Annotated in this window: 30 protein-coding genes; 13 read left to right on the plus strand and 17 right to left on the minus strand. The window is 60.1% G+C overall.

Annotation, left to right across the window (positions count from 1 at the left end):
- The first annotated feature begins 181 nt into the window (after positions 1 to 181).
- From GDV60_RS12200 to GDV60_RS12210, 3 genes are all read left to right on the plus strand, one after another.
- Complete coding sequence (locus GDV60_RS12200; protein WP_070996350.1) at positions 182 to 877, plus strand: AzlC family ABC transporter permease; 696 nt, start codon at positions 182 to 184, stop codon at positions 875 to 877.
- Positions 874 to 1,185 (plus strand): AzlD domain-containing protein, encoded by a 312-nt coding sequence (locus tag GDV60_RS12205; RefSeq protein WP_029294610.1) that lies wholly within the window; start codon positions 874 to 876, stop codon positions 1,183 to 1,185. The genes GDV60_RS12200 and GDV60_RS12205 overlap by 4 nt, the downstream gene beginning before the upstream one ends.
- Before the next feature lie 69 nt (positions 1,186 to 1,254).
- Complete coding sequence (locus GDV60_RS12210; protein WP_029294612.1) at positions 1,255 to 1,608, plus strand: hypothetical protein; 354 nt, start codon at positions 1,255 to 1,257, stop codon at positions 1,606 to 1,608.
- A gap of 137 nt (positions 1,609 to 1,745) precedes the next feature.
- On the opposite strand, the gene GDV60_RS12215 is transcribed toward GDV60_RS12210, so the two are convergent.
- The 11 genes from GDV60_RS12215 to GDV60_RS12260 form a co-directional block, all read right to left on the minus strand.
- Positions 1,746 to 2,450 carry a YoaK family protein gene (locus tag GDV60_RS12215; RefSeq protein ID WP_029294615.1) on the minus strand — a complete coding sequence of 235 codons (705 nt, stop codon included), beginning with the start codon at positions 2,448 to 2,450 and terminating at the stop codon, positions 1,746 to 1,748.
- 80 nt (positions 2,451 to 2,530) lie between these two features.
- Positions 2,531 to 4,165, minus strand: coding sequence for an ABC-F family ATP-binding cassette domain-containing protein (locus tag GDV60_RS12220; RefSeq protein ID WP_159907363.1), 1,635 nt, complete (start codon positions 4,163 to 4,165; stop codon positions 2,531 to 2,533).
- A 289-nt stretch (positions 4,166 to 4,454) separates the two neighbouring features.
- The gene (locus GDV60_RS12225; RefSeq protein ID WP_070996300.1) at positions 4,455 to 5,471 is read right to left on the minus strand and encodes a DNA topoisomerase IB; all 1,017 of its coding nucleotides are present in this window, start codon (positions 5,469 to 5,471) and stop codon (positions 4,455 to 4,457) included.
- A 66-nt stretch (positions 5,472 to 5,537) separates the two neighbouring features.
- On the minus strand, positions 5,538 to 6,623 hold the full coding sequence (gene modC, locus GDV60_RS12230; protein WP_256588009.1) for a molybdenum ABC transporter ATP-binding protein: 1,086 nt from the start codon (positions 6,621 to 6,623) through the stop codon (positions 5,538 to 5,540).
- A complete protein-coding gene (modB, locus tag GDV60_RS12235) occupies positions 6,623 to 7,303 on the minus strand; it encodes a molybdate ABC transporter permease subunit (RefSeq protein ID WP_070996299.1) in 681 nt (226 codons plus the stop codon). The genes modC and modB overlap by 1 nt, the downstream gene beginning before the upstream one ends.
- The gene (modA, locus tag GDV60_RS12240) at positions 7,304 to 8,059 is read right to left on the minus strand and encodes a molybdate ABC transporter substrate-binding protein (RefSeq protein ID WP_371923826.1); all 756 of its coding nucleotides are present in this window, start codon (positions 8,057 to 8,059) and stop codon (positions 7,304 to 7,306) included.
- Positions 8,060 to 8,172: 113 nt separating this feature from the next.
- The gene (locus GDV60_RS12245; protein WP_159907365.1) at positions 8,173 to 9,237 is read right to left on the minus strand and encodes a nitronate monooxygenase family protein; all 1,065 of its coding nucleotides are present in this window, start codon (positions 9,235 to 9,237) and stop codon (positions 8,173 to 8,175) included.
- A gap of 70 nt (positions 9,238 to 9,307) precedes the next feature.
- Positions 9,308 to 10,384 carry a bifunctional DNA-binding transcriptional regulator/O6-methylguanine-DNA methyltransferase Ada gene (gene ada / locus GDV60_RS12250; RefSeq protein WP_159907367.1) on the minus strand — a complete coding sequence of 359 codons (1,077 nt, stop codon included), beginning with the start codon at positions 10,382 to 10,384 and terminating at the stop codon, positions 9,308 to 9,310.
- Between the two features lie 552 nt (positions 10,385 to 10,936).
- Positions 10,937 to 11,605 carry a DNA oxidative demethylase AlkB gene (gene alkB, locus GDV60_RS12255; protein WP_104912233.1) on the minus strand — a complete coding sequence of 223 codons (669 nt, stop codon included), beginning with the start codon at positions 11,603 to 11,605 and terminating at the stop codon, positions 10,937 to 10,939.
- 32 nt (positions 11,606 to 11,637) lie between these two features.
- Positions 11,638 to 11,805: a hypothetical protein gene (locus GDV60_RS26560; protein WP_169876211.1), complete on the minus strand. Its 168-nt coding sequence runs from the start codon at positions 11,803 to 11,805 to the stop codon at positions 11,638 to 11,640.
- 26 nt (positions 11,806 to 11,831) lie between these two features.
- On the minus strand, positions 11,832 to 12,134 hold the full coding sequence (locus GDV60_RS12260; RefSeq protein WP_003173824.1) for a DUF1883 domain-containing protein: 303 nt from the start codon (positions 12,132 to 12,134) through the stop codon (positions 11,832 to 11,834).
- A 213-nt stretch (positions 12,135 to 12,347) separates the two neighbouring features.
- Here GDV60_RS12260 and GDV60_RS12265 point away from each other — a divergent pair, with 213 nt between their 5' ends.
- From GDV60_RS12265 to GDV60_RS12280, 4 genes are all read left to right on the plus strand, one after another.
- The gene (locus tag GDV60_RS12265) at positions 12,348 to 12,698 is read left to right on the plus strand and encodes a hypothetical protein (RefSeq protein ID WP_029294633.1); all 351 of its coding nucleotides are present in this window, start codon (positions 12,348 to 12,350) and stop codon (positions 12,696 to 12,698) included.
- Between the two features lie 182 nt (positions 12,699 to 12,880).
- Positions 12,881 to 13,531 (plus strand): cytochrome c, encoded by a 651-nt coding sequence (locus tag GDV60_RS12270; protein WP_159907369.1) that lies wholly within the window; start codon positions 12,881 to 12,883, stop codon positions 13,529 to 13,531.
- Positions 13,528 to 14,451, plus strand: a complete 924-nt coding sequence (locus GDV60_RS12275) for a c-type cytochrome (RefSeq protein WP_159907371.1) — start codon at positions 13,528 to 13,530, stop codon at positions 14,449 to 14,451. Before GDV60_RS12270 ends, GDV60_RS12275 begins: the two co-directional genes overlap by 4 nt.
- Before the next feature lie 74 nt (positions 14,452 to 14,525).
- Positions 14,526 to 14,756 carry a hypothetical protein gene (locus GDV60_RS12280; RefSeq protein ID WP_029294639.1) on the plus strand — a complete coding sequence of 77 codons (231 nt, stop codon included), beginning with the start codon at positions 14,526 to 14,528 and terminating at the stop codon, positions 14,754 to 14,756.
- A 9-nt stretch (positions 14,757 to 14,765) separates the two neighbouring features.
- Here GDV60_RS12280 and GDV60_RS12285 read toward each other — a convergent pair whose 3' ends face one another.
- Together GDV60_RS12285 and GDV60_RS12290 are read right to left on the minus strand one after the other, a co-directional pair.
- The gene (locus GDV60_RS12285) at positions 14,766 to 15,047 is read right to left on the minus strand and encodes a hypothetical protein (RefSeq protein WP_029294641.1); all 282 of its coding nucleotides are present in this window, start codon (positions 15,045 to 15,047) and stop codon (positions 14,766 to 14,768) included.
- Between the two features lie 145 nt (positions 15,048 to 15,192).
- Positions 15,193 to 15,378, minus strand: coding sequence for a hypothetical protein (locus GDV60_RS12290; protein WP_029294643.1), 186 nt, complete (start codon positions 15,376 to 15,378; stop codon positions 15,193 to 15,195).
- A gap of 309 nt (positions 15,379 to 15,687) precedes the next feature.
- Here GDV60_RS12290 and galU point away from each other — a divergent pair, with 309 nt between their 5' ends.
- Together galU and gorA are read left to right on the plus strand one after the other, a co-directional pair.
- Complete coding sequence (gene galU / locus GDV60_RS12295; RefSeq protein WP_029294645.1) at positions 15,688 to 16,527, plus strand: UTP--glucose-1-phosphate uridylyltransferase GalU; 840 nt, start codon at positions 15,688 to 15,690, stop codon at positions 16,525 to 16,527.
- 101 nt (positions 16,528 to 16,628) lie between these two features.
- Positions 16,629 to 17,987, plus strand: a complete 1,359-nt coding sequence (gene gorA, locus GDV60_RS12300) for a glutathione-disulfide reductase (RefSeq protein WP_159907373.1) — start codon at positions 16,629 to 16,631, stop codon at positions 17,985 to 17,987.
- Here the strand turns inward: gorA and GDV60_RS12305 are convergent, their stop codons facing one another.
- A complete protein-coding gene (locus GDV60_RS12305; protein ID WP_159907375.1) occupies positions 17,988 to 18,995 on the minus strand; it encodes a DNA-binding protein in 1,008 nt (335 codons plus the stop codon). It lies immediately after the preceding gene.
- 196 nt (positions 18,996 to 19,191) lie between these two features.
- Here GDV60_RS12305 and GDV60_RS12310 point away from each other — a divergent pair, with 196 nt between their 5' ends.
- The 3 genes from GDV60_RS12310 (at position 19,192) to ahpF (ending at position 22,501) form a co-directional block, all read left to right on the plus strand.
- Positions 19,192 to 20,124, plus strand: coding sequence for a site-specific integrase (locus GDV60_RS12310; RefSeq protein ID WP_159907377.1), 933 nt, complete (start codon positions 19,192 to 19,194; stop codon positions 20,122 to 20,124).
- A gap of 132 nt (positions 20,125 to 20,256) precedes the next feature.
- Positions 20,257 to 20,820 (plus strand): alkyl hydroperoxide reductase subunit C, encoded by a 564-nt coding sequence (ahpC, locus tag GDV60_RS12315; RefSeq protein WP_010210361.1) that lies wholly within the window; start codon positions 20,257 to 20,259, stop codon positions 20,818 to 20,820.
- A gap of 127 nt (positions 20,821 to 20,947) precedes the next feature.
- A complete protein-coding gene (gene ahpF, locus GDV60_RS12320) occupies positions 20,948 to 22,501 on the plus strand; it encodes an alkyl hydroperoxide reductase subunit F (protein WP_070996290.1) in 1,554 nt (517 codons plus the stop codon).
- Positions 22,502 to 22,621: 120 nt separating this feature from the next.
- On the opposite strand, the gene gloA is transcribed toward ahpF, so the two are convergent.
- Positions 22,622 to 23,143: a lactoylglutathione lyase gene (gene gloA / locus GDV60_RS12325; protein ID WP_092236355.1), complete on the minus strand. Its 522-nt coding sequence runs from the start codon at positions 23,141 to 23,143 to the stop codon at positions 22,622 to 22,624.
- A gap of 192 nt (positions 23,144 to 23,335) precedes the next feature.
- Between gloA and GDV60_RS12330 the strand changes: the two genes are divergently transcribed.
- On the plus strand, positions 23,336 to 23,872 hold the full coding sequence (locus GDV60_RS12330; RefSeq protein WP_070996288.1) for a DUF4946 domain-containing protein: 537 nt from the start codon (positions 23,336 to 23,338) through the stop codon (positions 23,870 to 23,872).
- Positions 23,873 to 24,070: 198 nt separating this feature from the next.
- Here GDV60_RS12330 and GDV60_RS12335 read toward each other — a convergent pair whose 3' ends face one another.
- Positions 24,071 to 24,436: a histone-like nucleoid-structuring protein, MvaT/MvaU family gene (locus GDV60_RS12335; protein WP_029294664.1), complete on the minus strand. Its 366-nt coding sequence runs from the start codon at positions 24,434 to 24,436 to the stop codon at positions 24,071 to 24,073.
- Between the two features lie 198 nt (positions 24,437 to 24,634).
- Positions 24,635 to 26,176 carry an EAL domain-containing protein gene (locus tag GDV60_RS12340; protein ID WP_159907379.1) on the minus strand — a complete coding sequence of 514 codons (1,542 nt, stop codon included), beginning with the start codon at positions 26,174 to 26,176 and terminating at the stop codon, positions 24,635 to 24,637.
- Positions 26,177 to 26,347 lie beyond the last annotated feature (171 nt).

A 26,347-nucleotide genomic window follows, 5' to 3' on the forward strand; every position in this document is an offset into this window, starting at 1 on the left:
TGCCTCCAGGGCCGGTGAAGTGGCGGCATTTATTGATAAGGCTGCCACGGCCCTGCAGCAATAGTTCTGCTGGGCAACCCTCCGTCCCTGCGCCGGGGCGTTGCCTGCTGCAAGATCGTTCAAGACAATCCTGATTGGCGCTGCCATGCTTATCGACTGTCTGTCGATGAGCCTGTTGTCCATGCCTACTGCCTTGCCGCATTACGCTTTCGCCCGCGGCGCGATTGCGATCATTCCTCTTTCATTGGCTTGCGCCCCTTGGGGCCTGTTGGCCGGCTCCCTGGCGATTGACGCCCAGTTCACCCCGCTGGAAAGCCAGGGCCTGTCGGCCATTGTGTTCGCCGGTGCCGCGCAGTTGGTGGCGATTGGCATGGTCAAGAGCGGCGCCAGTCTGATTGCCATTTTGCTCACCACGTTGCTGCTGACCTCCCAGCACTTGCTGTATGGCATGCATATGCGCGCCACCCTGTCGCCTTTGCCGGCGCGGTGGCGCATGAGCCTGGGCTTTTTGCTCACGGATGAGTTCTTCGCGTTGGTCAGCCAATATGACCGCCAGACCTTCAACCGCTGGTATGCCCTGGGTGTGGGCCTGACGTTCTATGTGGCCTGGAACCTGTTCACCCTGGCCGGCATCGTGCTCGGCAAGAGCATCCCCAACCTCGATCAACTGGGCCTGGAGTTCTCCATCGCCGCAACCTTTATCGCCTTGATCACCCCGGTGGTGCGTGATGTGCCGACGGTGGTGTGCGTGGCGGTGGCCTTGCTGTTTTCGGTGCTGCTCAGTTACTGGCACTGGGAGTCGGCGGTGGTGGTGTCGGGGTTGCTGGGGATGTGTGCAGGGTATGCCTGCAAACGCTTGGGAGTGGGGCAGCAATGATTTTTGTGATGATTATCGGCATGGGCCTGGCGGTGTTTTTCAACCGTTACCTGTTTCTTGAGCCGCGCTTGCCGGTGCGCCTGAATCGCGGCGCGCGGGAGTTTCTCGGGTTCGCGGTGCCCGGCATGTTGACGGCCATTTGCGGGCCGATCATTTTCCTCGCCGAGCACAAGCTCAACCTGAGCCCCACCAACCCTTACTTGTTGGCCGGGGTCTGCGCGGTGGCCTTGATGTTCTGGACCCGCAGCGTGTTGACCACGGTGCTGCTGAGCATGGCGCTGTTCTATCTGTTCCGCTGGTTGCTTTAAGTGTTCCTGTGACGGCTATCGCCACGAGGTTTCAATGGTAAAGTCGCGTTTTTTCAAGGAAGCGATGGCATGCGGAAGGTAGTGATAGGTGCGTTGGTCCTGGCGGCGCTGGCCGGTTGCGCAGGTTCGAAGATGAAAGACGCACGCTCTGGCGCGCCCTATAAAACCCTGGCCTCAGACAAGGCCGCATTGGTCGTCGCCCAGTGCATCCAGTTCGGCTGGCAGGACGAGGCGGTGTTCGGTGTGGATGCCGGCGGCTTTATGGAGCCGGCGCAAGGCGGGGGCCATACGGTCTACACCACGGGCGGTGACTACTTTGTCGACGTGCGCAGTGTCGGCAGCAGCACTACCGTCAGTTACTACGCAGCCGAAGATAATTTCGCGGCCAAGCGCCGCCTGGCCGCTGCTGCGACCTGTCTGTAAGTTGCTTCCTTAGAATTCTTCAGAAATGCCCGGCGGACACCCCGCCGGCTTTGCCTTAAAATGCCCGCGCTTGCCCGACATGATGGCTCTTTACCAGTACATGGATGTCGAGGCCTAAATGTCGGGCAAGCACCTTTTCAGCGTGGCATATAGCCCAGGTGCCAGCGCCGCGGAATCTTCAGCGACACCAGCCCCAGCAGCGCCGACAACAGGCCGCTGACCAGCAGGGCCTTGATCCCCAACTGATGTTCGAGCAAGGCGCCAATCACCGCGCCGACAAACATCCCGGCCCACGGGATCAACTGCACGCGCCAGCCATTACGGCGCTCCCCCAACATCCAGCGGCCCAGCCCGCGACCGAAACGCGACAACGCGCCGGTCACGTAAGTCAGCCCCACGGGCAGGCCATTGACCTGTTCCACCGCCGCATTAAGCATGCCCATGGCAATGATCGCGGCCAGCACCGCGGGTAATTGCTCGGCCATCGGCCACGCGGCGGCGCCGCACAGCAGCGTGGCGATACACAGCAACAGCGGCAACGCGTGGCGCTTGCTGATGCGGCTGATGATCACCCCCAGCGCATTGCCCAGGATAAACGTCGCCACCAGCAGGGTGAGGCGCCCGGTCAGCCCCAGGTCGCCTTCACTGATCGCCACCGCCAGCCGCGTGGTGTTGCCACTCATGAACGAGACAAAATCCCCACTGGCCATAAAGCCGATGGCGTCGGTCATGCCGGCCAGCACCGAGAGGCTGGCCACCAGTGTCAGGCCGATGCGCCCCCGCCATTTGTGCTGGTGCTGCAGGGCGGTATTGATCAGGGGTTTAGGGGAGGAGGGCAGCACGGCGAGAGGTTCCTCAATGAGATTATCCGGCCACTAACGTAGGACGCTTTCGGGTTCACTGCAATGACTTGGCACATCCTTCAGTGCACCTCCAGGCGCCAGCCCATGGCGTCCCAGGTCAGGACATGGGTCGGTTTGAGTGCGTTGAGAAACGCCGCGTCATGGGAGACCGCAATCAGCGCGCCGGCAAACCCCTGTAAAGCCTGCTCGAAGGCCATCACCGACTCCAGGTCCAGGTGGTTGGTGGGCTCGTCCAGGAGCAGCAGTTGCGCGGGGATCTTGCGCCATAAAGCAATCGCCATCGCCGCCTTCAAGCGCTCACCCCCGCTGAGTTGGCCGATGGGTTGGGTGACGCGCAACGCGTCCAGTTGCAACAGCGCCAGGCGAGTGCGCAGTTGGGCTTCGGCCAGGGGCGTGTCCATCAATTTGAGTTGTTCGACGATCGATTGCCCATCGTCGAGCAGGGTCAACTGTTGGTCGAGATAGGCACAGGGCACATGAACCGTGCATTGGCCGCGGATGGGTTGCCATTGACCCGCCAGCAGTTTGAGCAGGGTGGACTTGCCGCAGCCATTGGGCCCATGGACCGCGACCCGCACCGGCCCGCTCAGGCTCGCGTTGATAAAGGTGCTTGGCGCGCGCGGATCGAGCCAGGGCAACTGGCAGTCGGCCAGGGTCAGCACTTGGCGACCTGCGGGCAGGGGCGTGCCGGGCAAGGCGAGGAAGGTCGGCGTTTCGTCCACCACCCGTTCGTGGGCGGTGCGTACGCGTTCATTCAACGCCTGCTTTTGCTGCACATGGGCGCTGCGCACGTTACTGACGATTTCGTTGGCGGCGCCTTTCCACCTGGATTTGGTGAAGGCGTCGACATTGGCGGTCTCTGCATATTTACGGGCGCTGGCGGCGTGGCGCTGGAAGCTGTCGATATCCTTTTTCAAGCGTTGATGCTCACGCCGCCGATCCAGCCGGGCGTGTTCCAGGGCCGCCTGGGCGGCGTGCTGTTCGGCATCACGCTGCGCACGATAGTCGTCGTAGTTGCCGCCATAGAGCCGGGCCCCGAGGGGTGACAGCTCGATGATCCGCCCCAGGCTATTGAGCAGGCGCCGGTCATGGCTGACCACCACCAGGCCACCGCGCCAGGCGCTGAGGGTCGCCAACAGCCAGTCGCGGCCGGCGCTGTCGAGATGGTTGGTGGGTTCGTCGAGAATCAGCAACTGCGGCGCACGCAACAGGGCGCCAATCAGGGCGATCCTGGCCAATTGGCCGCCGCTCAGTTGTGCGGCGAGCTGAGCGGGACTGATCTGCGCCAGGCCGGCCCCGTCGAGCGCCTGGCGCAGGCGCTCGGCCAGGTCCCAGCGATCGTCGATCAGTTCCAGGTCGTCAGCTTGCGCTTGACCCTTTGCCAGGCGGTCAAGGGCGGCCAGGATCTGCGCACAACCGCTGACCTGGGCCACGGTCTGCCCTGGCAGCAGCTCAATGCTTTGTGGGACATAGGCGATACGGGCCGAGGACTTGATAACGCCATGCGATGGCTCAAGCACGCCGGCCAACAGACGGGCCAACACACTCTTGCCCATGCCGTTACGGCCGACAATCCCGGTGGGGGTGTGATCGATAGAGAAGTTGAGGTCTTCCAACAGCGTCTCGCCATTGGCGAATTGGAAACCCACGTGATGCAAGGAAACAAGTACAGGCAGCCGGTTGACGTCAGTCATCAGCACCTCCAGAACAATGTGGCACAAGCCAACAAGCGCGCCAGGCGGCTCGTTGCGTTTACATGTTGGAAGGCTTAGTTGTTCACGTCGGCGGTCGTCCTGCGGTAGGAAAGGTCCGCTAGCCTAGCGCATGTCGTGGCGAGGGGGCTAGTCCCCCGCTGGGTTGCGCAGCAGCCCCAGAACCATCCCCCTAGGTCTGCCTGACACTACTTGGTGGTTGGTGGCCATTATTGGGGCTGCTGCGCAGCCCAGCGGGGGACTAGCCCCCTCGCCACAACAGTCCTCGCTCCTACAGTTGTTCGAGAAACATCGCCAGCCCGACTTCTTCGGCCTTCAAGCCCTTGCGCACTCTGGGCCTGGGCAGCTTCGCCAGCGCGCCCAGGCTGAAGTGCTCCAGCACGGCCGGGTGGATGTAGCACTTGCGGCACACCGCCGGGGTATTGCCCAACTGCCGGGCGACATTCTTGACCATCTGCACCACATGCCTTTTGGCATCCGATTCCGGTTGCCACGCCAGTTCGCGCAAGACTGCCAGGGCCTGGGCGCTGCCGGCCCAGGTGCGATAGTCCTTGGCGGTAAAGTCGGCCCCAGTGAGGCTGTGCAGGTACGCGTTGACGTCAGTGGAGCTGACGGTATGCCGCTCGCCGTCTGCGTCCAGGTACTGGAACAGGTTCTGCCCCGGTAACTCCAGGCAGCGTTTGAGCACGCTCGCCAGGCGCCGATCCTTGATGCTGACTTGGTGCTCGACACCGCTTTTGCCACGGAACTGGAACTGGATTTCGCTGCCCTTGATATCCACGTGACGGGTGCGCAACGTGGTCAGGCCATAGGAGCGGTTATCGCGGGCGTATTGGCTGTTGCCGACGCGGATCAACGTGGCATCGAGCAATAGCACCACGGTAGCCAGGACCTTCTCCCGATTGAACCCCGGCGCCTCGACCTGTGCTTGCAGTTGCTTGCGCAGTTTGGGCAGCGCATTGCCGAACGCCTGCAGCCGTGAGTACTTGTCGCTGTCGCGCACTTCGCGCCAGCGTGGGTGATAGCGGTATTGCTTGCGGCCCCGGGCGTCACGACCAGTGGCCTGCAGGTGCCCCTTGGGATCGGCGCAGATCCATACGTCGGTATAGGCCGGCGGGATAGCGAGGGCGTTGATCCGCTGGATTTCGGCGGCGTCGGTCAGGCGTTGGCCGTGACTATCAAAATACTGGAACTTGCCCCGCAGTTTGCGGCGGCTCAAGCCTGGTTGAGTGTCGTCAACATAGTGCAGGTCACGGGGCAGGTCCACGGGCAGGCTGGAGTCGGGCATGGGGCAGAGTCCTTGGCAACAAATCAGGCCGGTATGGCTGATTGACCGCAGCCCTGTGCCGTCCGTTCAAGCCAGTACCGCAACCGCCTTGATCTGTGCCCACAGCGCCTGGCCGGGATGCACCTGCAGTTGGTCCCGCGAGTAACGGGTGATCCGCGCCAGCAGCGGTGTGCCCGCCGCGTCGAGCCGCACCAGCACATGGGCGCTGTTGTCGGCGGGGATCTCCTGGGTCACGGTCACGGGCAAGCAGTTGAGGATGCTGCTGTGCTCCCCGGGTTGCAGGCTGAGGCTGACATCCCGGGCCTGGACCTTGAACCGCAGGTGCTTGCCCAGGTCGAGCGGGGCATGGGCCACGCGCATTTGCAGCGGGCTGTCGGGCAGTTGCAGGGTCAGCAGTTGGTAGTGGGCGTCATGGCTGCTGACGGTTCCATTGATAACCACGCCGGCATCGTCGCCACGGGCCAGCGGCAGGTCGAGCCGCGCCAGGGTTTCGCCGATCGGGCCGCTGGCCAGGGCCTTGCCCTCATTGAGCAGGACAATGTGATCGGCCAGGCGCGCCACTTCATCCTGGGCATGGCTGACGTACAACACCGGGATTTCCAGTTGGTCGTGCAGGCGCTCCAGGTAAGGCAGGATTTCGCCTTTGCGCTGGCTGTCGAGGGCGGCCAGGGGTTCGTCCATCAGCAATAGCTGCGGGCTGGTGAGCAGGGCGCGGGCGATGCCGACGCGTTGGCGCTCGCCGCCGGACAAATGCTGCGGATGGCGATCGAGCAGGTGGCCGATGCCCAGCAATTGCGTGGCCTGGGCCAGGTCTACGCGGCGCTGGCCCTTGGGGATGCGCTTGAGGCCGAACTCCAGGTTGGCCAGCACCGACAGGTGGGGAAACAGGCTCGCCTCTTGAAACACATAGCCGAGGGCACGCTTGTGCGGTGGCACAAATACACCGTTGCGGCTGTCTTGCCAGACCTGATCGTTGATCTGCACAAAACCATCGCCGGCCCGCTCCAGCCCGGCAATGCAGCGCAGGCACGTGGTTTTGCCCGAGCCCGAATGCCCGTAGAGCGCGGTGACGCCGCGCCCCGGCAGCTTCAGGTCAACATCCAGGGCAAACCCGGAATAGTTCAGTTGCAGGCGCACTTCAATCATCGACATCAGCTCCAGCCTGCCTTGGTTTTACGGCTGGAGTAGAGCGCCAGCAACACCAGGAAAGAAAACACCACCATGGCCCCGGCCAACCAGTGGGCCTGGGCGTACTCCATGGCTTCGACATGGTCGTAGATCTGCACCGAGACCACGCGGGTCTTGTCGGGGATATTGCCACCGATCATCAGCACCACGCCGAACTCGCCCACGGTATGGGCAAAGCCAAGGATCGACGCGGTGATAAATCCGGGGCGGGCCAGCGGCAGGATCACGCTGAAAAACGTATCCCAGGGATTGGCTCGCAGGGTGGCAGCGACTTCCAGGGGCCGGCTGCCAATGGCCGAGAACGCGTTTTGCAACGGTTGCACCACAAACGGCATGGAGTAGATCACCGAGCCAATCACCAGGCCGGCAAAGCTGAAGGTCAAGGTGCCCAGCCCCAGCCATTGGGTGAACTGCCCGAGGTAACCGTGGGGCCCCATGGTCAGTAGCAGGTAGAAACCAATCACCGTCGGCGGCAGCACCAGCGGCAGGGCGACCACCGCGCCTATCGGCCCGCGCCACCAGGAGCGCGTGTGCGACAGCCATAGGGCGATGGGAGTGCCGATGATCAGCAGAATCACGGTGGTCAGCGACGCTAGTTTCAGGGTCAGCCAGATCGCGGAAAAATCGGCACTCGATAGCGGCATTTACAGTTGATAACCGTAGGATTTGATAACGGCAGCGGCTTTAGGCCCCTTGAGGTAGTCAACCAATGCCTTGGCGGCCGGGTTGTCCTTGCCTTTGTTGAGGATCACCGCGTCCTGTTTGATCGGGTCATGCATCTCGCCAGGGACGATCCACGCCGAGCCGCTGCTGACTTTGCCGTCTTTGTAGATCTGCGACAAGGCCACAAAACCCAATTCGGCATTGCCGGTGGACACGAACTGATAGGCCTGGGTGATGTTCTGCCCTTCGACGAGCTTGCTCTTGACCTGTTCGGTCAGGCCCAGTTTGGCCAGCACCTGGGTGGCAGCGAGGCCGTAGGGTGCAGCTTTCGGGTTGGCAATGGACAGGTGCTGGTACTCATTTTTCTTCAGCACTGCGCCCTTGGCATCCACATAACCTTCCTTGGCCGACCACAGCGCCAGGGTGCCCACCGCGTAGGTGAAGCGCGAACCCTTGACGGTGTCGCCTTCGCTTTCGAGTTTTTGCGGGGTGGTGTCATCAGCGCTGAGGAACACTTCAAACGGCGCGCCGTTCTTGATCTGGGTATAGAACTGCCCGGTCGCCCCGTAGGCGGCGACCAACGTGTGGCCAGTGTCCTTTTCGAAGTCAGCGGCGATGGCCTGGATCGGTGCGGTGAAGTTGGCGGCGACCGCCACCTGGACTTCGTCGGCCTGGGCCGAGCCCAAGGTAAAGAGGGCGATCAGGGCGGTAGGGGCCAGGCGTGAGGCGCGGATCATCATGAAGCAGCTCCTTGGAGTGCCGACGTGGCGGCTTGTTAGGGTTAATCGCTATGTACGTGAATATATAGCGGTTCGCCATCGTCGGTACAGTGCAAAGTTGCCTCAGGGGTCTAGCCCTTGTTGAGTTGTGCCAGCGCCTGGCGGGCCAGCCTCAGGGTCAGCTCGCGTGTTGGCAGGTCCTGGCCCAGGCGCAACGCCTGGCCGGCCCACAGGCTGCTGAAGTCGGCTTCATCCAGGGCGCGCAACGGCATCAACGCACCACCGGCCAAGGGAAACGCCGGCGCTGTGGGGTTAATTGGCCCCAGTTCGCGCATCACCCGATTGACGATCCCTCGCGCCGGGCGGCCGGTGAACAGGTTGGTCAGTGCCGTTTCGCTGGCCGGGGCGCTATGCAGCGCCTGATGGTGGGAGGGCGTGATAGTGGCCTCGGGCGTGAACAGGTAGGCCGTGCCGATCTGCACGGCCGAGGCGCCAAGGGCGAAGGCGGCGACGATCCCTCGCGCATCACCGATCCCGCCGGCGGCGATCACCGGTACGTTGACCGCATCCACCACCTGGGGCACCAGGGCCATGGTGCCAATCTGGCTGGTCAGGCGGTCGTTGAGGAACATCCCGCGATGCCCGCCGGCCTCATAGCCCATGGCGATGATTGCATCGCAGCCATGCTGTTCCAGCCATATTGCTTCTTCAACCGTGGTCGCGGACGACAGCACTTTTGCACCGGTGGCCTTGACCCGATCGAGCAGAGACTTTTCCGGCAGGCCGAAGTGGAAACTGACGACTTGCGGGCGAAACTCTTCCACCACTTCACAGGCGGCATTATCGAACGGTGCGCGATTGGAGATGGGTGTCGGCGCATCAAAATCGGCGCCCAATTCCCGGTAATACGGCTCCAGGATCTGCTTCCACTGGTGATCGCGCTCGGAGTCGGGGACCGGCGGCTGATGGCAGAAGAAATTGACATTCAGCGGGCGCTCGCTGGCCTGGCGAATGGTGGTCAGGGCCTGGCGCAGTTGATCGATGCTCAAGGTGGCGGCAGGCATGGAGCCCAAGGCGCCGGCCTGGCTTGCGGCGATCACCATCTGCGGGCTGGTGCTGCCGGCCATGGGCGCCTGGATGATCGGCAGTTCAATGCCCAGCAGGTCAAGAATCCGCGTGTCTGGCCAGGTGCTCATGGGGTGCTTCTCCAGTGGATTAACGGTCTGGCCCTTTTAACAGGGGCGGCCCAGGCAAGGCCAGTCTGTATTATTCACTGGACGTCGACGATTGTTCATGCAGGGTGTTGTGTTCGCGCTGGAGCAACTGCTGCTTGCGCTCCACGCCCCACCGGTAACCCGAAAGATGGCCATCGCTGCGTACCACGCGGTGACAGGGAATCGCCACGGCCAGGCAATTGGCGCCGCAGGCCTGGGCCACGGCGCGAAATGCGGTGGGTGCGCCGATGCGCTGGGCGATCTCGGCATAGCTGGCGGTGCTGCCCACGGGTATCTCTCGCAGTGCCTGCCAGACCCGCTCCTGGAAGGCGGTGCCGCGCAGGTCCAGGGGCAGGTTCAGGCCCAGGGCGGGTGCTTCGATAAACCCCACCACCTGGGCAATCAACTGTTCAAAGTCGGGGTCGGCGCCAATCACATTGGCCTGGGGGAACTGGTCTTGCAGGTCGCGCGCCAGTTGATCCGGATCATCGCCCAGCAAGATGGCACACACGCCACGATTGCTCTGGGCCACCAGAATTGCGCCCAGCGAACACTCGCCGACAGCGAAGTGAATGTCGTTATGGGTGCCACCGGCCTTGTAGTCGCTGGGCTTCATGCCAAGCAACTGGTTGGCTGACGCGTAGAAGCGGCTGTTGGAGTTGAAGCCTGCATCGTACAGCGCGTCGGTTACCGACTGGTCGTCCTGCAAATGCGCCCTGAGCTTGCGTGAGCGATGGGCGCGGGCGTAGCCCCTTGGTGTCAACCCGGTCAGGGTCTTGAACACCCGATGGAAATGGAACGGGCTCAGGCCGGCGCCTTGGGCCAGGTCCTCCAGGGAGGGCAGCGCCTCGGCCCGCTCGATCTGCCGGCAGGCCGCAGCGACCAGGTGCGCATGGCGCTGCGCGACCTGGGTCTGATCGGCTGAGGTGCGTTTATTGGGGCGGTAGCCGGCTGCTTCGGCCTGCTGCGGGGTGTCGAAAAACTCGACGTTCTTGCGCAGTGGCTGACGTGCGCTGCTGCTGGGGCGGCAATACACGCCGGTGGTCTTGACCCCGTAGACGAACGTCAGGTCCGCTGTGGCATCGCGGGCGACAATCGCGGCCCAGCGCAGGTCATCTTTAGTGGTCATGGCAATGGCTCGACAGCGCAACAGTGGCACCCAGAATAACCGCTGAGGTGGAGTTGGACACTCCGTTACTTGCGGTTGAATTCACCGTGGCAATGACGCTTGCCGTAGCGCGCTCAACGAGGCGAGCGGGCTTGCCCCGCGCTGGGTGGCGAAGCCGCCCCAATAGCCTCACCATGTTCTGCCAGCTACACCGAGGTGGCTGGTTTTAGGGCTGCTGCCGCAGCCCAACGGGGGCGATACGGCGTTCCGGCAAGCCCCCTCGCCACAGGGTTGCAACTTACGGTGGATCGCAGGCTTCCTGTGGCGAGCGGGCTTGCCCCGCGCTGGGTGGCGAAGCCGCCCCAATAGCCTCACCATGTTCTGTCAGCTACACCGAGGTCGCTGGTTTTGGGGCTGCTGCCGCAGCCCAACGGGGGCGATACGGCGTTCCGGCAAGCCCCCTCGCCACAGGGTTGCAACTTACTGTGGATCGCAGGCTTTCTGTGGCGAGCGGGCTTGCCCCGCGCTGGGCTGCGCAGCAGCCCCAAGAGCCCCGCCAAGTTCTACCAAGGGTCAGCCTGCCTTGCGAAACGTCAGGTTGATCCGTTGTGGGCCCATGCGCGGGTGTACGCCGTGTTTGATCGGCAGCACGCCATGAAAGCGCAGGCGGTCGACGCCGCCCCAGACCACCACATCGCCATGGAACAGGGAAGTTTTCTGGGTCTTGTCACTGCGCTGATGCCCACCAAACAGAAACACCGCCGGAAGCCCCAGGGAGAGCGAGACCACAGGTGCGCTGAAGTCGCGCTCGTTTTTGTCTTGGTGCAGCGACATCCTTGCGCCTGGAACGTAGCGGTTGATCAGGCAGGCGTCCGGGGCAAAGCCCTCGAACCCCGCAGCGGCCGCTGCCGTTGTCGCCAACTCGCGCAGTACGTTCGGCAATGCCGGCCAGGGCTGTTGGCGCTCGGGGTCGATGGGGCTGTACCGATAGCCTTGGCGGTCAGTGGTCCAGCCCAGGTCACCGCAACTGCTCAGCGCGGCCGACATGGTAAAGCCACCGGGGGTGACCATTTGCCGGAACGGTGACTGGGCCAGTACCGCACGCAACTCCGGTAACAAGCGCTCAAGCCAGGGCAGGGCATAGCCCCTGAGGACGTAAGACTGTTCGCCAATCTGCTCGCGACGGGCCGGCTGCTGCAAGGCCTCGTCGCTGAACAGATCACCGGTGGAATGAGGGTCCATGTTGCACAATCACTCCGTTGCTGGTGAGGATTTTACAGGGCCTTGCTCACAGTGATTTCAGTGATTTGGTCACTGGTATCGTGAATCTTGGCCAAGGCCTGTTGGGCTTCTTCGATGCTCGCCGCGTGTAACTGGGCAAATTCGAAGCGGCGCTCGCCGTTGAGTTTGTACTTGATGACGTATTTGGTGGTTTGAGTCACGGTCGTTCCTGTGGCGTGGGGCGCAATCAGCTGAGTTTGGTGCTGGTGCGGCGAACAATGCGGATTTTATGGGACAACGCCGGCTTGCGCGTAACGCTGATGGCACGGCGCGTTACCACGTCCAGGGTAATGTTCCAGAACCCGGTGCTCGGCGCGGTGATCTTGGCCGGGAACTTGTCGAATGCACCGCCGTGATAAGTGTGGCGACCGCCGTTTTTAAAGCTGCGAAAATTCGCATCGCTCATCAGACGGATATTGCAGGTCTGCGAGCATTCAATGACGACAATATCCCCTTCGTTCAAGTGTTCGCGCTGGTGGATGAATTTCATGGGGGGTGTCTCCAGAAGGGCTTTTTCTGAAAAATCAGAACGATACGTAGGTTAAGATGGAGTTTATCAGCCCCAGCACGTTTATTATCGGGTCGTCGTCGACGTCTTCGACAATTTAAAACAGTTATTTACCGATATATCAGGGATAAATCCTACGTGGGCGGGAGAAAAATACCATCCCCGCTGTCGTAGGGTCTTTATCGGAGGTTTTGTATGAAGTGGAGTGTATTGGTTCTGGCCCTGGCAATAGGTGGATGTGCTTCGGTTTCAGACATCAAGCAGACACCGCCGACACTGGCGGTTATCTCCGGGAAAAAACCGCAGGAATACGCAGCGTGTGTGGTGCAAAAACTGTCGTCGACCCGTCGTCCGTCGCAGATCGAACCTCACAAGGAAGGTGTGCGGGTGATTGTGCCGCAGAAGTTTTCGGCAGACCCTTCGGCCATTTTTGAAATCGAAGACCGCTCCAGCGGTAGCAGCATCAAGCTCTACGAGAGCATGTCCAATGTGCCGATTCGTCCGGGTGACGTGAAAAAAGCTGCGGAAGACTGCATTTCCGGCTGAGTTCACGGCGCCGCTCATACGCGATCAACTCCGATCAAGAAGCCCGGCCTGCGGTTGCAGTGCCGGGCTTTTTATTGTCCGCAATTTCTTACGCTGCGGTTGTGACTGTCAGCTCATTACCTTACCATTTGTAGGCTTATGCATTGTAGGTCTAAGCATATAACTATAAAAATGGAGTCGTGATGATGTCTGTGGAGAGAGTGTTGATGGGTGGCGCCTTGCTACTCATGCTCGGCAGCGCGCAAGCGCTGGAGGGCAAAAAGGTATTCAGTGAAGGTGGCGCGCAGCCTGGCGCTGCCGCGTGCATGGCGTGCCACGGGGCGGATGGCCTGGGGTTGGCTGCAGCGGGGTTTCCCAGGCTGGCGGGATTGTCGGCGGCTTATCTGACCAAGCAACTGCATGATTTCAAGAGTGGGACGCGTAGCAACCCGGTGATGACGTCGCTGGCCAAGGCGCTTACCGAGGAAGAAATCGCTGCGGTGAGCCAGACACTGGCGGCGATGCCGGCGCCGGTTGTGCCAGCCGGCCCACGCAGCGCTACCCCCACCAATCCTGCCGAAAAACTGGCGTTGCAAGGCGCCTGGGAGCGGCAGATCCCCGCGTGTGTCAGTTGCCATGGCCCGTCGGGTATGGGGGTGGGCGAGGCGTTCCCGCCGTTGTCAGGGCAGTCTGCGGCTTATCTGGCTGCTCAGCTCAATGCCTGGCGCAGTGGCACCCGGCACAATGATCCCAACGACTTGATGGGGCATGTGGCCAAATCCCTGACTGATGACGAAGTGCAGGGGATCGCAAACTATTTCGCCTCCTTGCCTGGCCAGGAGGTCAAACCATGAAGAAGCTGTCATTTGCCCCCGTGTTTGCCGCGTTGATCAGTGCGCCTGCCTGGGCGGCACCGATTGCCATGGAAGATCAGTCGCAACTGAAGGTGCCCGCTGCGGTGCCTGCCGCCACGGCGTTCCAGCCGCCTCAGGAAAGCGAATTGCCCGACAACGCCTACGGCAAGCTGGTGATGCAGGGCTATGCGTTGTTCGTCGATACCAAGCGCCTGGCGCCACAGTTCGTCGGCAACGGCCTTAACTGCAGCAACTGCCACCTGGATCAGGGGCGTCTGGCCAATTCGGCGCCGCTGTGGGGCGCCTACCCGATGTACCCCGCGTACCGAAAAAAGAACGACAAGGTCAACACGTTCGCCGAACGTCTGCAGGGCTGTTTCCAGTTCAGCATGAACGGCGGCAAGCCTCCGGCAGCCGACAGTCACGAGATTACCGCGCTGTCGACGTATGCCTACTGGCTGGCGAGCAAGGCACCCTTGGGCGTGGAGCTGCCGGGGCGCGGCTATCCCGAGGTGCCACAGCCGGCCAAAGGCTACAACCTGGCGCAAGGTGCCGAGGTGTACAAGGCGCAGTGTGCGGTGTGCCATGGCGCCGAGGGGCAGGGGCAGAAGGTGGGTGACAACTACGTGATGCCACCGTTGTGGGGTAAGGATTCCTACAACTGGGGTGCCGGTATGCATCGGATCAATACGGCGGCTTCTTTTATCAAGCACAACATGCCGCTGGGCAAGGGCGGAAGCTTGACCGACCAGCAGGCCTGGGACGTGGCAGCCTACGTCAATCGCCATGAGCGCCCGCAGGACCCGCGACTGGTGGACGGCTCCGTGGAGAAAACCCGCGTCAAGTTTCACGCCAATGATGGGGTAAACCTGTACGGGCAAACGGTCGATGGCGTGCTGATTGGCCAAGGCATCCGTTAAACTACTGCCTGAACACAAAAAATGCCGCTCAAACCCCGGGGTTTGAGCGGCATTGTCATTCTGGAAAACCAATTATGAAGCGTGAACGTGTCAAAGAGCGGCATGCAGAGGGTCACATCTCTGCGACCCATGTGATTCAAAATCCGGCCAATTCAGGGGAGTGGATCGTGTTTTTCAAGAAAAGCGGCGGGCGCAGCTTTTTCCTGGTGGATGATCATGATGAGGTCGAATCCTTTGAGAAGCTGGATGACCTGATCGACACTATCCGCGGCCTTGGTATCAAGTTCGCCGAGATTCACATGTAAGCGCCCGGTTTACTTGCAGACCACTACCACACTGCGGCCCTTGAAGTTGCCCACATCGGCACCCAGGGTCTTGTCGCTGTCCTTCAAGGCTGGCGTGCCTTCGGTGCCGACGATACGGTATCCGGTACCCGCGCAAGAGGCGTCGGCCTTCTCGTAGCAGCTGGCCCAGGAGTTGGCCTCGCCTGAACAATCAATGGTCAGGCCTTGTTCGCCGTTTTTCAGGTAAATGTCGGAAGTGGTGGTGCAGCCGGCGAGCGCCAGTACCGAGATCAGTGCCAGAATCTTGTTCATGTAAGGTTCGTCGTTGAGAAATGTTAAGGGGCGCGCAGACACTGTCGTGGGGCGTTTTCAGCGAGATTATAGCCAACGGCCATCAAGGTACAGACAATCACAAAAAAGCCCCGTTCACCGGGGCTTTTTGCGCAATCGCAAGGGCTTATTTGCCCTTTGGTCGCTTGCTCGACGCGTGGCCGGCCTCATCCACAAACACTTCGGCTACTGCAATCGCCTGGCTTTCGGTAGCGAATGCCCCGGCAACGCTGTCGCCATGAAAATTGATCAGGTGCCAGCCGTCTGCTCGCTTGGTGATCAGGTAGCCGTTTACGCCTTTTGGTTCTGACATCTATTAACAATCTCGTGGTCTGGTTCAAGCGAGCAATGATAGCGCCAAATGCCATGGGGGCGCGCAAGTTGTTGCAGGTCAGTGCCGAACCCCCTAAAGCGTGCTAAAAAGAATACGGCCCTTTGAAATCGGGGGGGCGGGATGTTTTTCCGCCGCCATTGGGTTCGCTTGTTTGCACACGGGCGGAACTAACGCCGACATTTTTTCTCTATGTTGACATCGCAACGCCAGCAGCGCCCATTGTAAGGTCGCTGCGGCCTGATTAGACTGCGCCGAATTTCGTACGCACAGCCCTTATTAAGGACTTATATGATCAAGAAATGCTTGTTCCCAGCAGCCGGTTACGGCACTCGCTTCCTGCCAGCGACCAAGGCCATGCCTAAAGAAATGCTGCCGGTGGTAAACAAGCCACTGATCCAGTACGGCGTCGAAGAGGCACTGGATGCCGGCCTGAACGAAATCTCCATCGTTACCGGTCGTGGCAAGCGCGCCCTGGAAGACCACTTCGACATCAGCTATGAGCTGGAAAACCAGATCAAGGGCACCGACAAGGAAAAATACCTGGTTGGTATCCGCAAGCTACTCGACGAGTGTTCGTTCTCCTACACTCGCCAAACCCAGATGAAAGGCCTGGGTCACGCCATCCTTACTGGTCGCCCACTGATCGGTGACGAGCCGTTTGCTGTAGTCCTGGCGGACGACCTGTGCGTCAACCTGGAAGGCGACGGCGTCTTGACCCAGATGGTCAAGCTGTACCAGAAATACCGCTGCACCATCGTTGCGGTGCAGGAAGTCGATCCTTCGGAAACCAACAAGTACGGCGTGATCGCTGGCGACGACATTGGCGATGGCCTGATCCGTGTACGCGACATGGTCGAGAAGCCGGCGCCGGAAGATGCCCCGTCGAACCTGGCGATCATCGGTCGCTACATCCTGACCCCGGATATCTTCAAGCTGATCGAAGAAACCGAGCCAGGCAAGGGCGGCGAAATCCAGATCACCGACGCCTTGTTGAAGCAGGCGAAGGACGGTTGCGTGATTGCCTACAAGTTCAAGGGCCGTCGTTTTGACTGCGGTGGCGCTGAAGGCTACATCGAGGCGACCAACTTCTGCTACGAGCACTTCTACAAGACTGGCAAGGCTTACTGATTTAAGCATTGCCTGTTGAACCTCAAGAAAGCCACCTTCGGGTGGCTTTCTGGTTTTTTGGGCGCAAGCGGGTATCCTGATGCCCTGCCGAGGAGAGTGAAATGGCCTACGATTTTGATCTGTATGTAATTGGCGCCGGTTCCGGCGGTGTGCGAGCGGCGCGGTTTGCCGCCGGGTTTGGCGCAAAGGTGGCCGTGGCGGAAAGCCGCTACCTGGGCGGGACTTGCGTCAACGTAGGCTGCGTGCCGAAAAAGCTGCTGGTCTACGGTGCGCACTATGCCGAAGACTTCGAACAGGCCAGCGGCTTTGGCTGGTCCCTGGGCGAGGCGAGCTTTGATTGGGCGACACTGATCGCCAACAAGGATCGCGAAATCAATCGCCTCAACGGCATCTACCGTAACCTGCTGGTCAACAGTGGTGTGACCCTGCACGAAGGCCATGCGCGCCTGACCGGGCCCAACGAGGTCGAGATCAACGGCCAGCGTTTCACTGCCAAAAACATCCTGATCGCCACCGGCGGCTGGCCGCAGATTCCCGAAATTCCAGGGCATGAGCACGCCATTGGCTCCAACGAAGCGTTTTTCCTTAAAGAGCTGCCCAAGCGAGTGCTGGTAGTAGGCGGTGGTTACATCGCGGTGGAGTTCGCCGGGATTTTCCATGGCTTGGGCGCACAGACGTCGCTGCTGTATCGCGGTGATCTGTTCCTGCGAGGGTTTGATGGTGCGGTGCGCAAGCACTTGCAGGAAGAACTGACCAAACGCGGCCTGGACCTGCAATTCAACGCCGATATCGCGCGTATCGACAAGCAGGCCGATGGCAGCCTCAAGGCCACCTTGAAAGACGGTCGTGTGCTGGAGGCTGATTGTGTGTTCTACGCCACTGGTCGGCGCCCGATGCTGGATAATCTGGGCCTGGAGCACACAGGGGTCAAACTGGACAAGCGTGGTTTTGTCGAGGTCGACGAGTTGTACCAGTCTGCCGAGCCTTCGATCCTGGCCATTGGTGACGTGATTGGTCGCGTGCAATTGACCCCGGTGGCACTGGCCGAAGGCATGGCCGTGGCGCGTCGCCTGTTCAAGCCTGAGCAATATCGCCCGGTGGACTACGCGATGATTCCTACGGCGGTGTTCAGCCTGCCGAATATCGGCACCGTGGGCCTGAGCGAAGAACAAGCCCGGGCCGATGGGCATAACGTGCAGATCTTCGAAAGCCGCTTCCGGCCAATGAAGTTGACACTGACCGAATGCCAGGAGCGCACGCTGATGAAGCTAGTGGTGGACGCCGACACCGACAAGGTGCTGGGCTGCCACATGGTCGGGCCGGATGCGGGCGAGATCGTCCAGGGCCTGGCGATCGCCCTCAAGGCGGGGGCGACCAAGCAGCATTTCGACGAGACCATCGGCGTGCATCCTACGGCGGCGGAAGAATTCGTCACCATGCGCACACCAGTGGCTGACTGATCAGCTTTCGGTTGCTGCCTCTGGCGCCGTTGCAACGACGGTGGCCAGGCGCAGCGCCTCGATGGTGGCCTGGGCCTTGATCAGGTCCAGTTCCAGGGTTTTGTGAGTGTGTTGTTGTTCGGTAAGTGCCTCCTGGCGTGACTGACTGTCCAGCACGGCTACCCGCAGACGCTCCTGGAGCAGGGTGCGTTCGCTATCAATCATGCTCACCTGTTCGCTTAACTTGAGCTGCTGGGCCTGATCTTTGCGGCTTTGTTCCTGCAAGGCGGTCAATTCCTTGGCCGTGACTCGGTGTTCGATCAATAGCCGCTCATTATCACGATGCAATTGGGTGATTTCATCCTGGCGCACCATGGCGCTCTGCTGTGCCTGGCGCAACTCGGCCTGGAGCTGCTGCAACTGGCCTTCGTGGCGGCGTTGTTCCTGCTCGCGCTGGTCTTTGATCGCGTTGCGGTAGTGCTCAAGGGCATCGCGCGCGTGCAGGTGTTTTTCTTCCAGCGAACGAATCTGTTCGTCCTTATCCGAAATCCGCAGCTCGTAATCGCTGCACGCCTGGCTTAGCCCGGCGTTACGGGTTTGCTCGGTCTGCAAACTGGTGCTGGCGGTTTGCAGGGCGGCGCTTTCTTCGGCGAGGGCGGCGGCCTGGATATCGAATTGCTGCTGGAGTTGGCTGCGCGCCGCTTCAAGCGCTTCTACCTGGGCGAGCAGGGCGCTTTTGTGCTGTTCGAACTGCGCCAGCGCCAGGTCGATGGGCTCCTGGGCTTTTTCTTTGAGGCGCTGGGCCAGGCGTGCGACCAGCTCACCAAGCTCATCGTCGATGGGCGCTTCGGTGATGGTGAGGCGGGTTTCGCTCTCGTCCAGCTCCTTCAAATAGCGGTGGATGGTGGTTTTCGAGCCGGTATTGCCCATCTCGATGCGTACGGCGTCGATGCTGGGGTTTTCGCCGCGGGCGAGGATTGCCAGGCGTGCCGTTTGAACTACTGCTTTATTGATGCCGCCGCGAGCCATGGGGTCTCCGTCGATTTGATACTGTGGTATGTACTATGTAGATACATACCATATCACAAATTAAAATACGTTTGAATTCATGATTATACACATGGGATATTGGCGTATTATCCCTTGTCAGCGGTTGCCGGCCCCCATCCGAGCCCAGCACCCGTACACCAACCCTTGTAGGAGCCGGCTTGCCGGCGATAGCGGTATGAGTGATCTAGATCGTTACCTGAACGCCGCCACCCGCGATAACACCCGTCGCAGCTATCGCGCTGCCATCGAACACTTTGAAGTGAGTTGGGACGGCTTCCTGCCGGCCACCAGCGACAGTGTGGCGCGATACCTGGTGGCCCATGCCGGGGTGCTCGCGGTCAACACGTTGAAGCTGCGGCTTTCGGCGCTGGCGCAATGGCACACCAGCCAGGGCTTTGCAGACCCCACTAAGGCGCCGGTGGTGCGCAAAGTGCTCAAGGGCATCCGCGCTTTGCATCCCGCCCAGGAAAAACAGGCCGAACCCTTGCAGCTCCAGCATCTGGAGCAGGTGGTCAGTTACCTGGCGGGTGAAGCTGAGCAGGCGCGGGCAGAGAACGACCGACCGCGCTGGCTGCGCGCCAAGCGCGATGGGGCATTGATCCTGCTGGGCTTTTGGCGCGGCTTTCGCAGTGATGAGTTGTGTCGGCTGCAGATCGAACACGTGCAGGCGGTGCCGGGCGCGGGCATCACCTTGTACTTGCCACGCAGCAAGAGTGATCGCGAAAACCTCGGTAAGACCTATCAAGCCCCGGCGCTGCTGCGCCTGTGCCCGGTGCAGGCCTATAGCGAATGGCTGAGCGCCTCGGCCCTGGTGCGCGGTCCAGTGTTTCGCGGGATCGATCGCTGGGGCAACCTGGGCGAGGAGGGGTTGCATGCCAATAGCGTGATCCCATTGCTGCGCCAGGCCCTTGAGCGAGCAGGCATTGCCGCCGAGCAGTACACCAGCCACTCCCTGCGCCGTGGCTTTGCCACCTGGGCCCATCGCAGCGGCTGGGATTTGAAGTCGTTGATGACGTATGTCGGCTGGAAGGACATGAAGTCAGCCATGCGCTATGTTGAAGCGACGCCCTTTCTTGGCATGACGTTGGCCCGCGATCCGCTGCTTTAAGATTTCTTCTATTAATACAGTTGGTTGATAGCCAAAACCAATCGGCAGCATCAGGTTTGCCAATGAGCCATCGGCAATGAGACTGGGTAGGATTCACCCATCAACTTACTAACCCCTGACGGAGAGTCAACGATGCCTATCATCAACAGCCAAGTAAAACCGTTCAAAGCGACCGCTTACAAAAACGGCAACTTCGTAGACGTGTCGGACGCTGACCTGAAAGGCAAGTGGTCTGTCGTGTTCTTCTACCCAGCCGACTTCACTTTCGTCTGCCCAACCGAACTGGAAGACCTGGCTGACAACTACGCCGAATTCCAGAAACTGGGCGTCGAGATCTACAGCGTTTCCACCGACACCCACTTTGCCCACGCTGCCTGGCATAACACCTCGCCAGCCATCGGCAAGATCCAGTACACCATGATCGGCGACCCGACCCTGACCATCTCCCGCAACTTCGACGTGCTGATCGAAGAAGCTGGCCTGGCAGACCGCGGCACTTTCGTGATCAACCCGGAAGGCCAGATCAAGATCGTTGAACTGAACGACGGCGGTGTTGGCCGTGACGCTTCCGAGCTGTTGCGCAAAATCAAGGCTGCCCAGTACGTCGCTGCCCACCCAGGCGAAGTGTGCCCAGCCAAGTGGAAAGAAGGCGAGGCCACCCTGGCTCCGTCCCTGGACCTGGTCGGCAAGATCTAAGTCTGTGATGTATCAAGGGCGGGTTACCGCACCTAAGTAAGCTGCATCCGCCCTCAAAACGCCCGGGCGAGATTCGCTCGGGCGTTTTTTTGTCCGCAATAAACCGAATTAATAGGAAATCGCCCGTATGTTGGACGCCAATCTTAAAGCTCAGTTGAAGTCATACCTGGAACGGGTCACCCAGCCGATCGAGATCGTCGCCTCCCTCGACGACGGTGCGAAATCCCAGGAAATGCTTGCCCTTTTGCAGGACGTAACCAGCCTCACTACGCTGATTACCCTGAACACCGATGGTAATGACGGGCGCAAGCCATCGTTCTCCATCAACCGCCCGGGTGCCGATATCAGCCTGCGTTTTGCCGGCATCCCCATGGGCCATGAATTCACTTCGTTGGTGCTGGCCCTGTTGCAAGTCGGTGGCCACCCTTCGAAGGCCAGTGTCGAAGTGATTGAGCAGATTCGTAGCCTTAAAGGTGAGTTCAACTTCGAGACTTACTTCTCGCTGTCCTGCCAGAACTGCCCGGACGTGGTCCAGGCGCTGAACCTGATGGCCGTACTCAACCCGAACATCCGCCACGTTGCCATCGACGGCGCGTTGTTCCAGGCTGAAGTCGACGAGCGTCAGGTCATGGCGGTCCCTAGCGTCTACCTTAACGGTGTGAACTTCGGCCAGGGTCGCATGGGCCTGGAAGAAATCCTCGCTAAGCTCGACACCAGCGGTATCGAAAAAGCAGCCGAGAAAATCAGCGCCAAAGACGCTTTTGATGTGTTGGTCGTTGGTGGTGGCCCAGCCGGTTCAGCGGCGGCCATCTACGCTGCGCGTAAAGGCATCCGTACCGGTGTAGCCGCCGAGCGTTTTGGTGGGCAGGTGCTGGACACCATGTCCATCGAGAACTTTATCTCGGTGCAGGAAACCGAAGGCCCGAAACTGGCCAGCGCCCTGGAAGCCCACGTGCGTCAGTACGACGTGGATATCATGAACCTGCAGCGTGCCAGCAGCTTGATCCCGGCGAAAAATCCCGGCGAACTGCACGAAATTCGCTTTGAAAGTGGCGCGACTCTCAAGTCCAAGACCGTGATCCTGGCGACCGGTGCGCGCTGGCGCGAAATGGGTGTGCCGGGCGAGCAGGAATACAAGGCCAAGGGCGTGTGCTTCTGCCCGCACTGCGATGGTCCGCTGTTCAAGGGCAAGCGTGTGGCGGTGATTGGCGGCGGTAACTCTGGCGTTGAAGCGGCCATCGACTTGGCCGGTATTGTCAGCCACGTGACCTTGCTCGAGTTCGACAGCAAGTTGCGCGCCGACGCCGTGTTGCAGCGCAAGCTCTACAGCCTGCCGAACGTTGACGTGATCACCAGTGCGTTGACCAGTGAGGTCAAGGGTGATGGCCAGAAAGTCACCGGCCTGGCCTACAAGGATCGCGATACCGGCGAGTTCAAGACCATCGACCTGGAAGGCATCTTTGTGCAGATCGGTTTGCTGCCCAACACCGATTGGCTCAAGGGCACCGTGGAGCTGTCGCCCCGTGGTGAGATCATTGTCGATGCCCGTGGCGAGACTTCACTGCCAGGCGTATTTGCCGCCGGTGACGTAACGACCGTGCCGTACAAGCAGATCGTGATTGCCGTGGGTGAGGGCGCCAAGGCTTCCCTGAGTGCTTTTGATCACCTGATCCGAGCGTAAGGCCTGAAACTAAAAAACCCATGAGCGATCATGGGTTTTTTTTGGGTGTTGCTTTTGTGGGAGCTGGTTGGCCTGAGATGCAATCGCCGGCAAGCCTGCTCCTACAGGGTATGCGCCCGTTTACAGCGGTGCTGGCTGGATGATCTCGACCCAGTAAGCATCCGGGTCCTTGATAAACGCCAGGCTTTTCATGCGGCCATCGGTCAGGCGTTTCTGGAAATCACAGCCCAACGCTTCAAACCGCTCACAGGCCGCAACGATATCCGGCACCGAAATGCAGATATGGCCAAAGCCACGTGGGTCGGTGTTGCCATTGTGGTAGGAGAAATCGGCATCGTTTTCGGTGCCGTGGTTGTGGGTCAGTTCCAGGATGCCTGGGATAGACTTCATCCACTGGGTGCGCGCGGCGGCATCGGCCGGGATTTGCGCCTTGTCGACCAGGGCGAGGAAGTACAGGCTGAATTCGGCTTCCGGGAAGTCGCGTTTCTCAACCAGGGAGAAACCCAGGACGCGGGTATAGAAGTCCAGCGACTTGGTGATGTCCTTGACCCGCAGCATGGTGTGGTTGAACACGAAGTTCGAAGTGGCGGTGTCGGGTTGGGCGGTGACGCCCGGGAAGGTGTTCAATTCGTGCAGGCTCATGGGCCCTCCAGAAAAAATGGGGCAGGCGCAGCTCGTGGATTGAGCGGCCCTTTGGCTTGCGGCAGATCTGTGCAGCGAAACCATGATACGCAAGCTGCGCCGGCCGCGCCAAATGAAAAACTCACGCGGGCCTTGCGAGCGGCCCATGCTCAGGCTCAAACTTTGCGGCTTGAACTTCGAGTGTTTTTTGCAATGAGCCGATTGAGCAAACCATTGTTGACCACCTTTTGCCTGATCTTCGGTTGTACCTCTGTATTGGCGGCCGAGCCCGAAATTCATTGGCCCAGCGGCTGGCAGGTGGAGGAGGTTGTCGCGGATGCCGATACGCCGGCCAAGCCGTCAACGGTTTCCCGTCAGCGCGCGATAAAGAACGATGAAAATGGCGAGACGCTGATGGTCATGGAGCTGACGGGCACGCCGATCGAGCCAGGGCATGTGGTCAATCTGCAAGGTGTATTGCTGGAGATGCGCAAGTCCATCCAGAAGGACTTTGCCCGCAGTGGTTATCAAAGTGTCTGCAACAAGATGCACGCGACCACCTTAAGTCATCTTGAAGCGCTGGAAACTACCTGCGTGATTACCGAGAACGGTCGGCATGTGCTCTCGCAAACACTGGTGGGCGCTATTGATACGAATAAGGCCTATGTTTTTTCATACGCTGGACAAGCGCAGGCTTATGAGTCGAGCAAAGACGAAGTCAGCGCGGTGCGTGCAAGCCTGAAACTTTGATCGGCGATGGCTAGATGGCTGACATGGTTGCGTGAGAAAAAACACATAACTATGGGGCCGTAGCGTAGAGCCACGGGTCGCTGAATGTGTACGAAGTGGAATGTATTTAGAAGTTCACTTGCGAAAGCGGCAGGTCGTGAAAATCGCAGCGCACAAAAAAAGCCCCGCATCTGCGGGGCTTTTATTAGTGCGTCGGTATTAGCCGCGCAACCAGGAATCTACAGTGGCTGCGCCGTACTGTTCTTTCCAGGCCTTCAAGCCGCGGTGGTTGCCGCCCTTGGTTTCAATCAGTTCGCCAGTGTGTGGGTTGTGATACACCTTGACTACACGTGCGCGACGGGTTTTAGGGGCTGCGGCCACCTGAATCCCCGATTTGCCCGGGTTTGGATCAAGGATGGAAATGATGTCGCGCAGGCTCTTGCCGTAGGTTTTCATCAGCCCTTGAAGCTTTTCTTCAAATTCGATTTCTTTCTTCAAGCCAGCGTCGTTCTTCAGGGATTCCAGCTGGGCGAGCTGTTCTTGAAGGGCTTTTTCTGCTGCGCGAAATTCGGCGAGTCTGGACAAAATCTTTACTCCAATAGTGTATTTGGCTGATACCAACTGTAAACAAAGCTATAAGCCAAGAGCCTCAGCATGACTCGGTAAATGTGGCTCTCCTGCCAATTCAGCGCAGGCAGGAAAAATTGTAGTAGTTAATGAGTCACGAGTAAATCATGTCTTTTGTATAAATAACAATATTTCACAATGATGCTAGATCGATATTCAAGCGCCACGCAAAGATTGAATGAATGCGTCAAACGGCACTGGGCGGCCAAACAGGTAACCCTGCAAAAAGTCCACGCCTTGTGCCGCCAGATAATCGCACTGCTCTTGGGTTTCCACGCCTTCGGCGACGATGCCCAAGTCAAGCTTGCCCGATAACTCGATGATGCTGTCGAGTATATGCCGCGATAAAGCATCGGCTCCGATCATCGCCACGAAGCTTTGATCAATCTTCAAGTAGTCAACATTGAAGTTGCGCAAGTAACCGAGGCTGGAGTGCCCAGTGCCGAAGTCATCAATGGCAATCATCACCCCCAGTTCGTGCAAGGCCTGGAACAACTGGCGGGTGACGTCGGTGGGTTCGATCAGTTCGCGCTCGGTCAGCTCCAGGGTCAGCAGGACCTGGCCCGGCTTGAAGGCTGCGAGGAACTCCCGGCAATCCTGCACCAACTCCAGGTCCTGGCAATGCCGGGCGGTGATATTGATGCCCACGTGGAAGTTCTCGCCCAGTCGGTCGGCATGGGGCGCCAGTTGTGTGGCAACCTGGCGCATCAGCGCGCGGGTCATGGGCACGATCAGCCCGGAGTGCTCGGCCAGGGGGATAAACAGGTCCGGGCGTACCAGGCCTTCCTTTGGATGCTGCCAGCGCATCAGCACTTCACAGCCGGCCCATTGCAGGCTGTCGCCGTGAACCACTGGTTGGTAGTACGGCACGAATTCATTGGCGCCCAGCGCCCGCTGCAGTTCATGGGTGGGGGCCGAAGAGCGCTTTTGCAGCCAGTGCGCGAGCGCGCCTGCCAGCACCCCGAAAAACACCACCAGGCTGAACAATGCCGGGTAGCGCGCCTCCATGTAACGCCACACTTCACCTTCGGGCATCCCGGCTTCCACGCTGTAGGCATAACGCTGGGAACCGAGTTGGTGATGGGCCACGGCAAAGACCGGCGGCGCGCTGGTGCGGACTTGGCCGTCGCTGCCCAACCAATTGGGCCCCACCTGCAACACGAGGTCGGCGTAACGGCTGATCAGGCGCAGGGCATTAGTCAGGTGATAGCCGTCAATCGAGGCAAACGCCGCCTTGTCACCTTCCACCAGGCGGTACACCAGCAGCGCGGTATTGGGCGTGACCGGGTTGCCATTCATCAGCCACAGGCGGCCATTGACGTAGTCGTCGGGGTTGACCGCCGAGACACGGTCGCCGCCAAACAACGAGGTGCAATAAATAGTTTTTTGCCAGGACAACGTGGTTGCGCGCACGAACGGGCGCCGCGTGACTTGCTCGCGCAGCGCCAGTTGCGCTGCGTTGTCACAGTCCTTGCCGGCCAGTGGCAGCAGTTCCTGGGCGGCGAGGGCGGTGTTATCGAGCATCAGGTCGAATTGACGCACGGCCTCAATGGCTGTCTGCTCGGTGCTTTGCTCCAGGGTGCGTTGTGCCTGCACATACAGGATGAGCACACCCAGCAGAATCGGCAGCAGGCCGCACAGTACGGAGATCGAGTAACGGGCAGCGCGTTTGCGCGGGCCTTTGAGGGTAAGTGGCATGTATGCAGCCTGTAGCGGAATGAGGGAGACGCCTGGTAACGGCTACAGGCAATACGTCGGATATCTGGAGGATAGTTGGCCTCTGGAAATTAGCATCTGCCGCACGTTGATCTAGCCACTTGACTCGCTGTGCGTGTGGGTAGCTTTGCCAAACCTTGCAACACATTTTGA

Source organism: Pseudomonas sp. DTU12.1 (assembly GCF_009873475.1).
Lineage (GTDB): Bacteria > Pseudomonadota > Gammaproteobacteria > Pseudomonadales > Pseudomonadaceae > Aquipseudomonas > Aquipseudomonas proteolytica.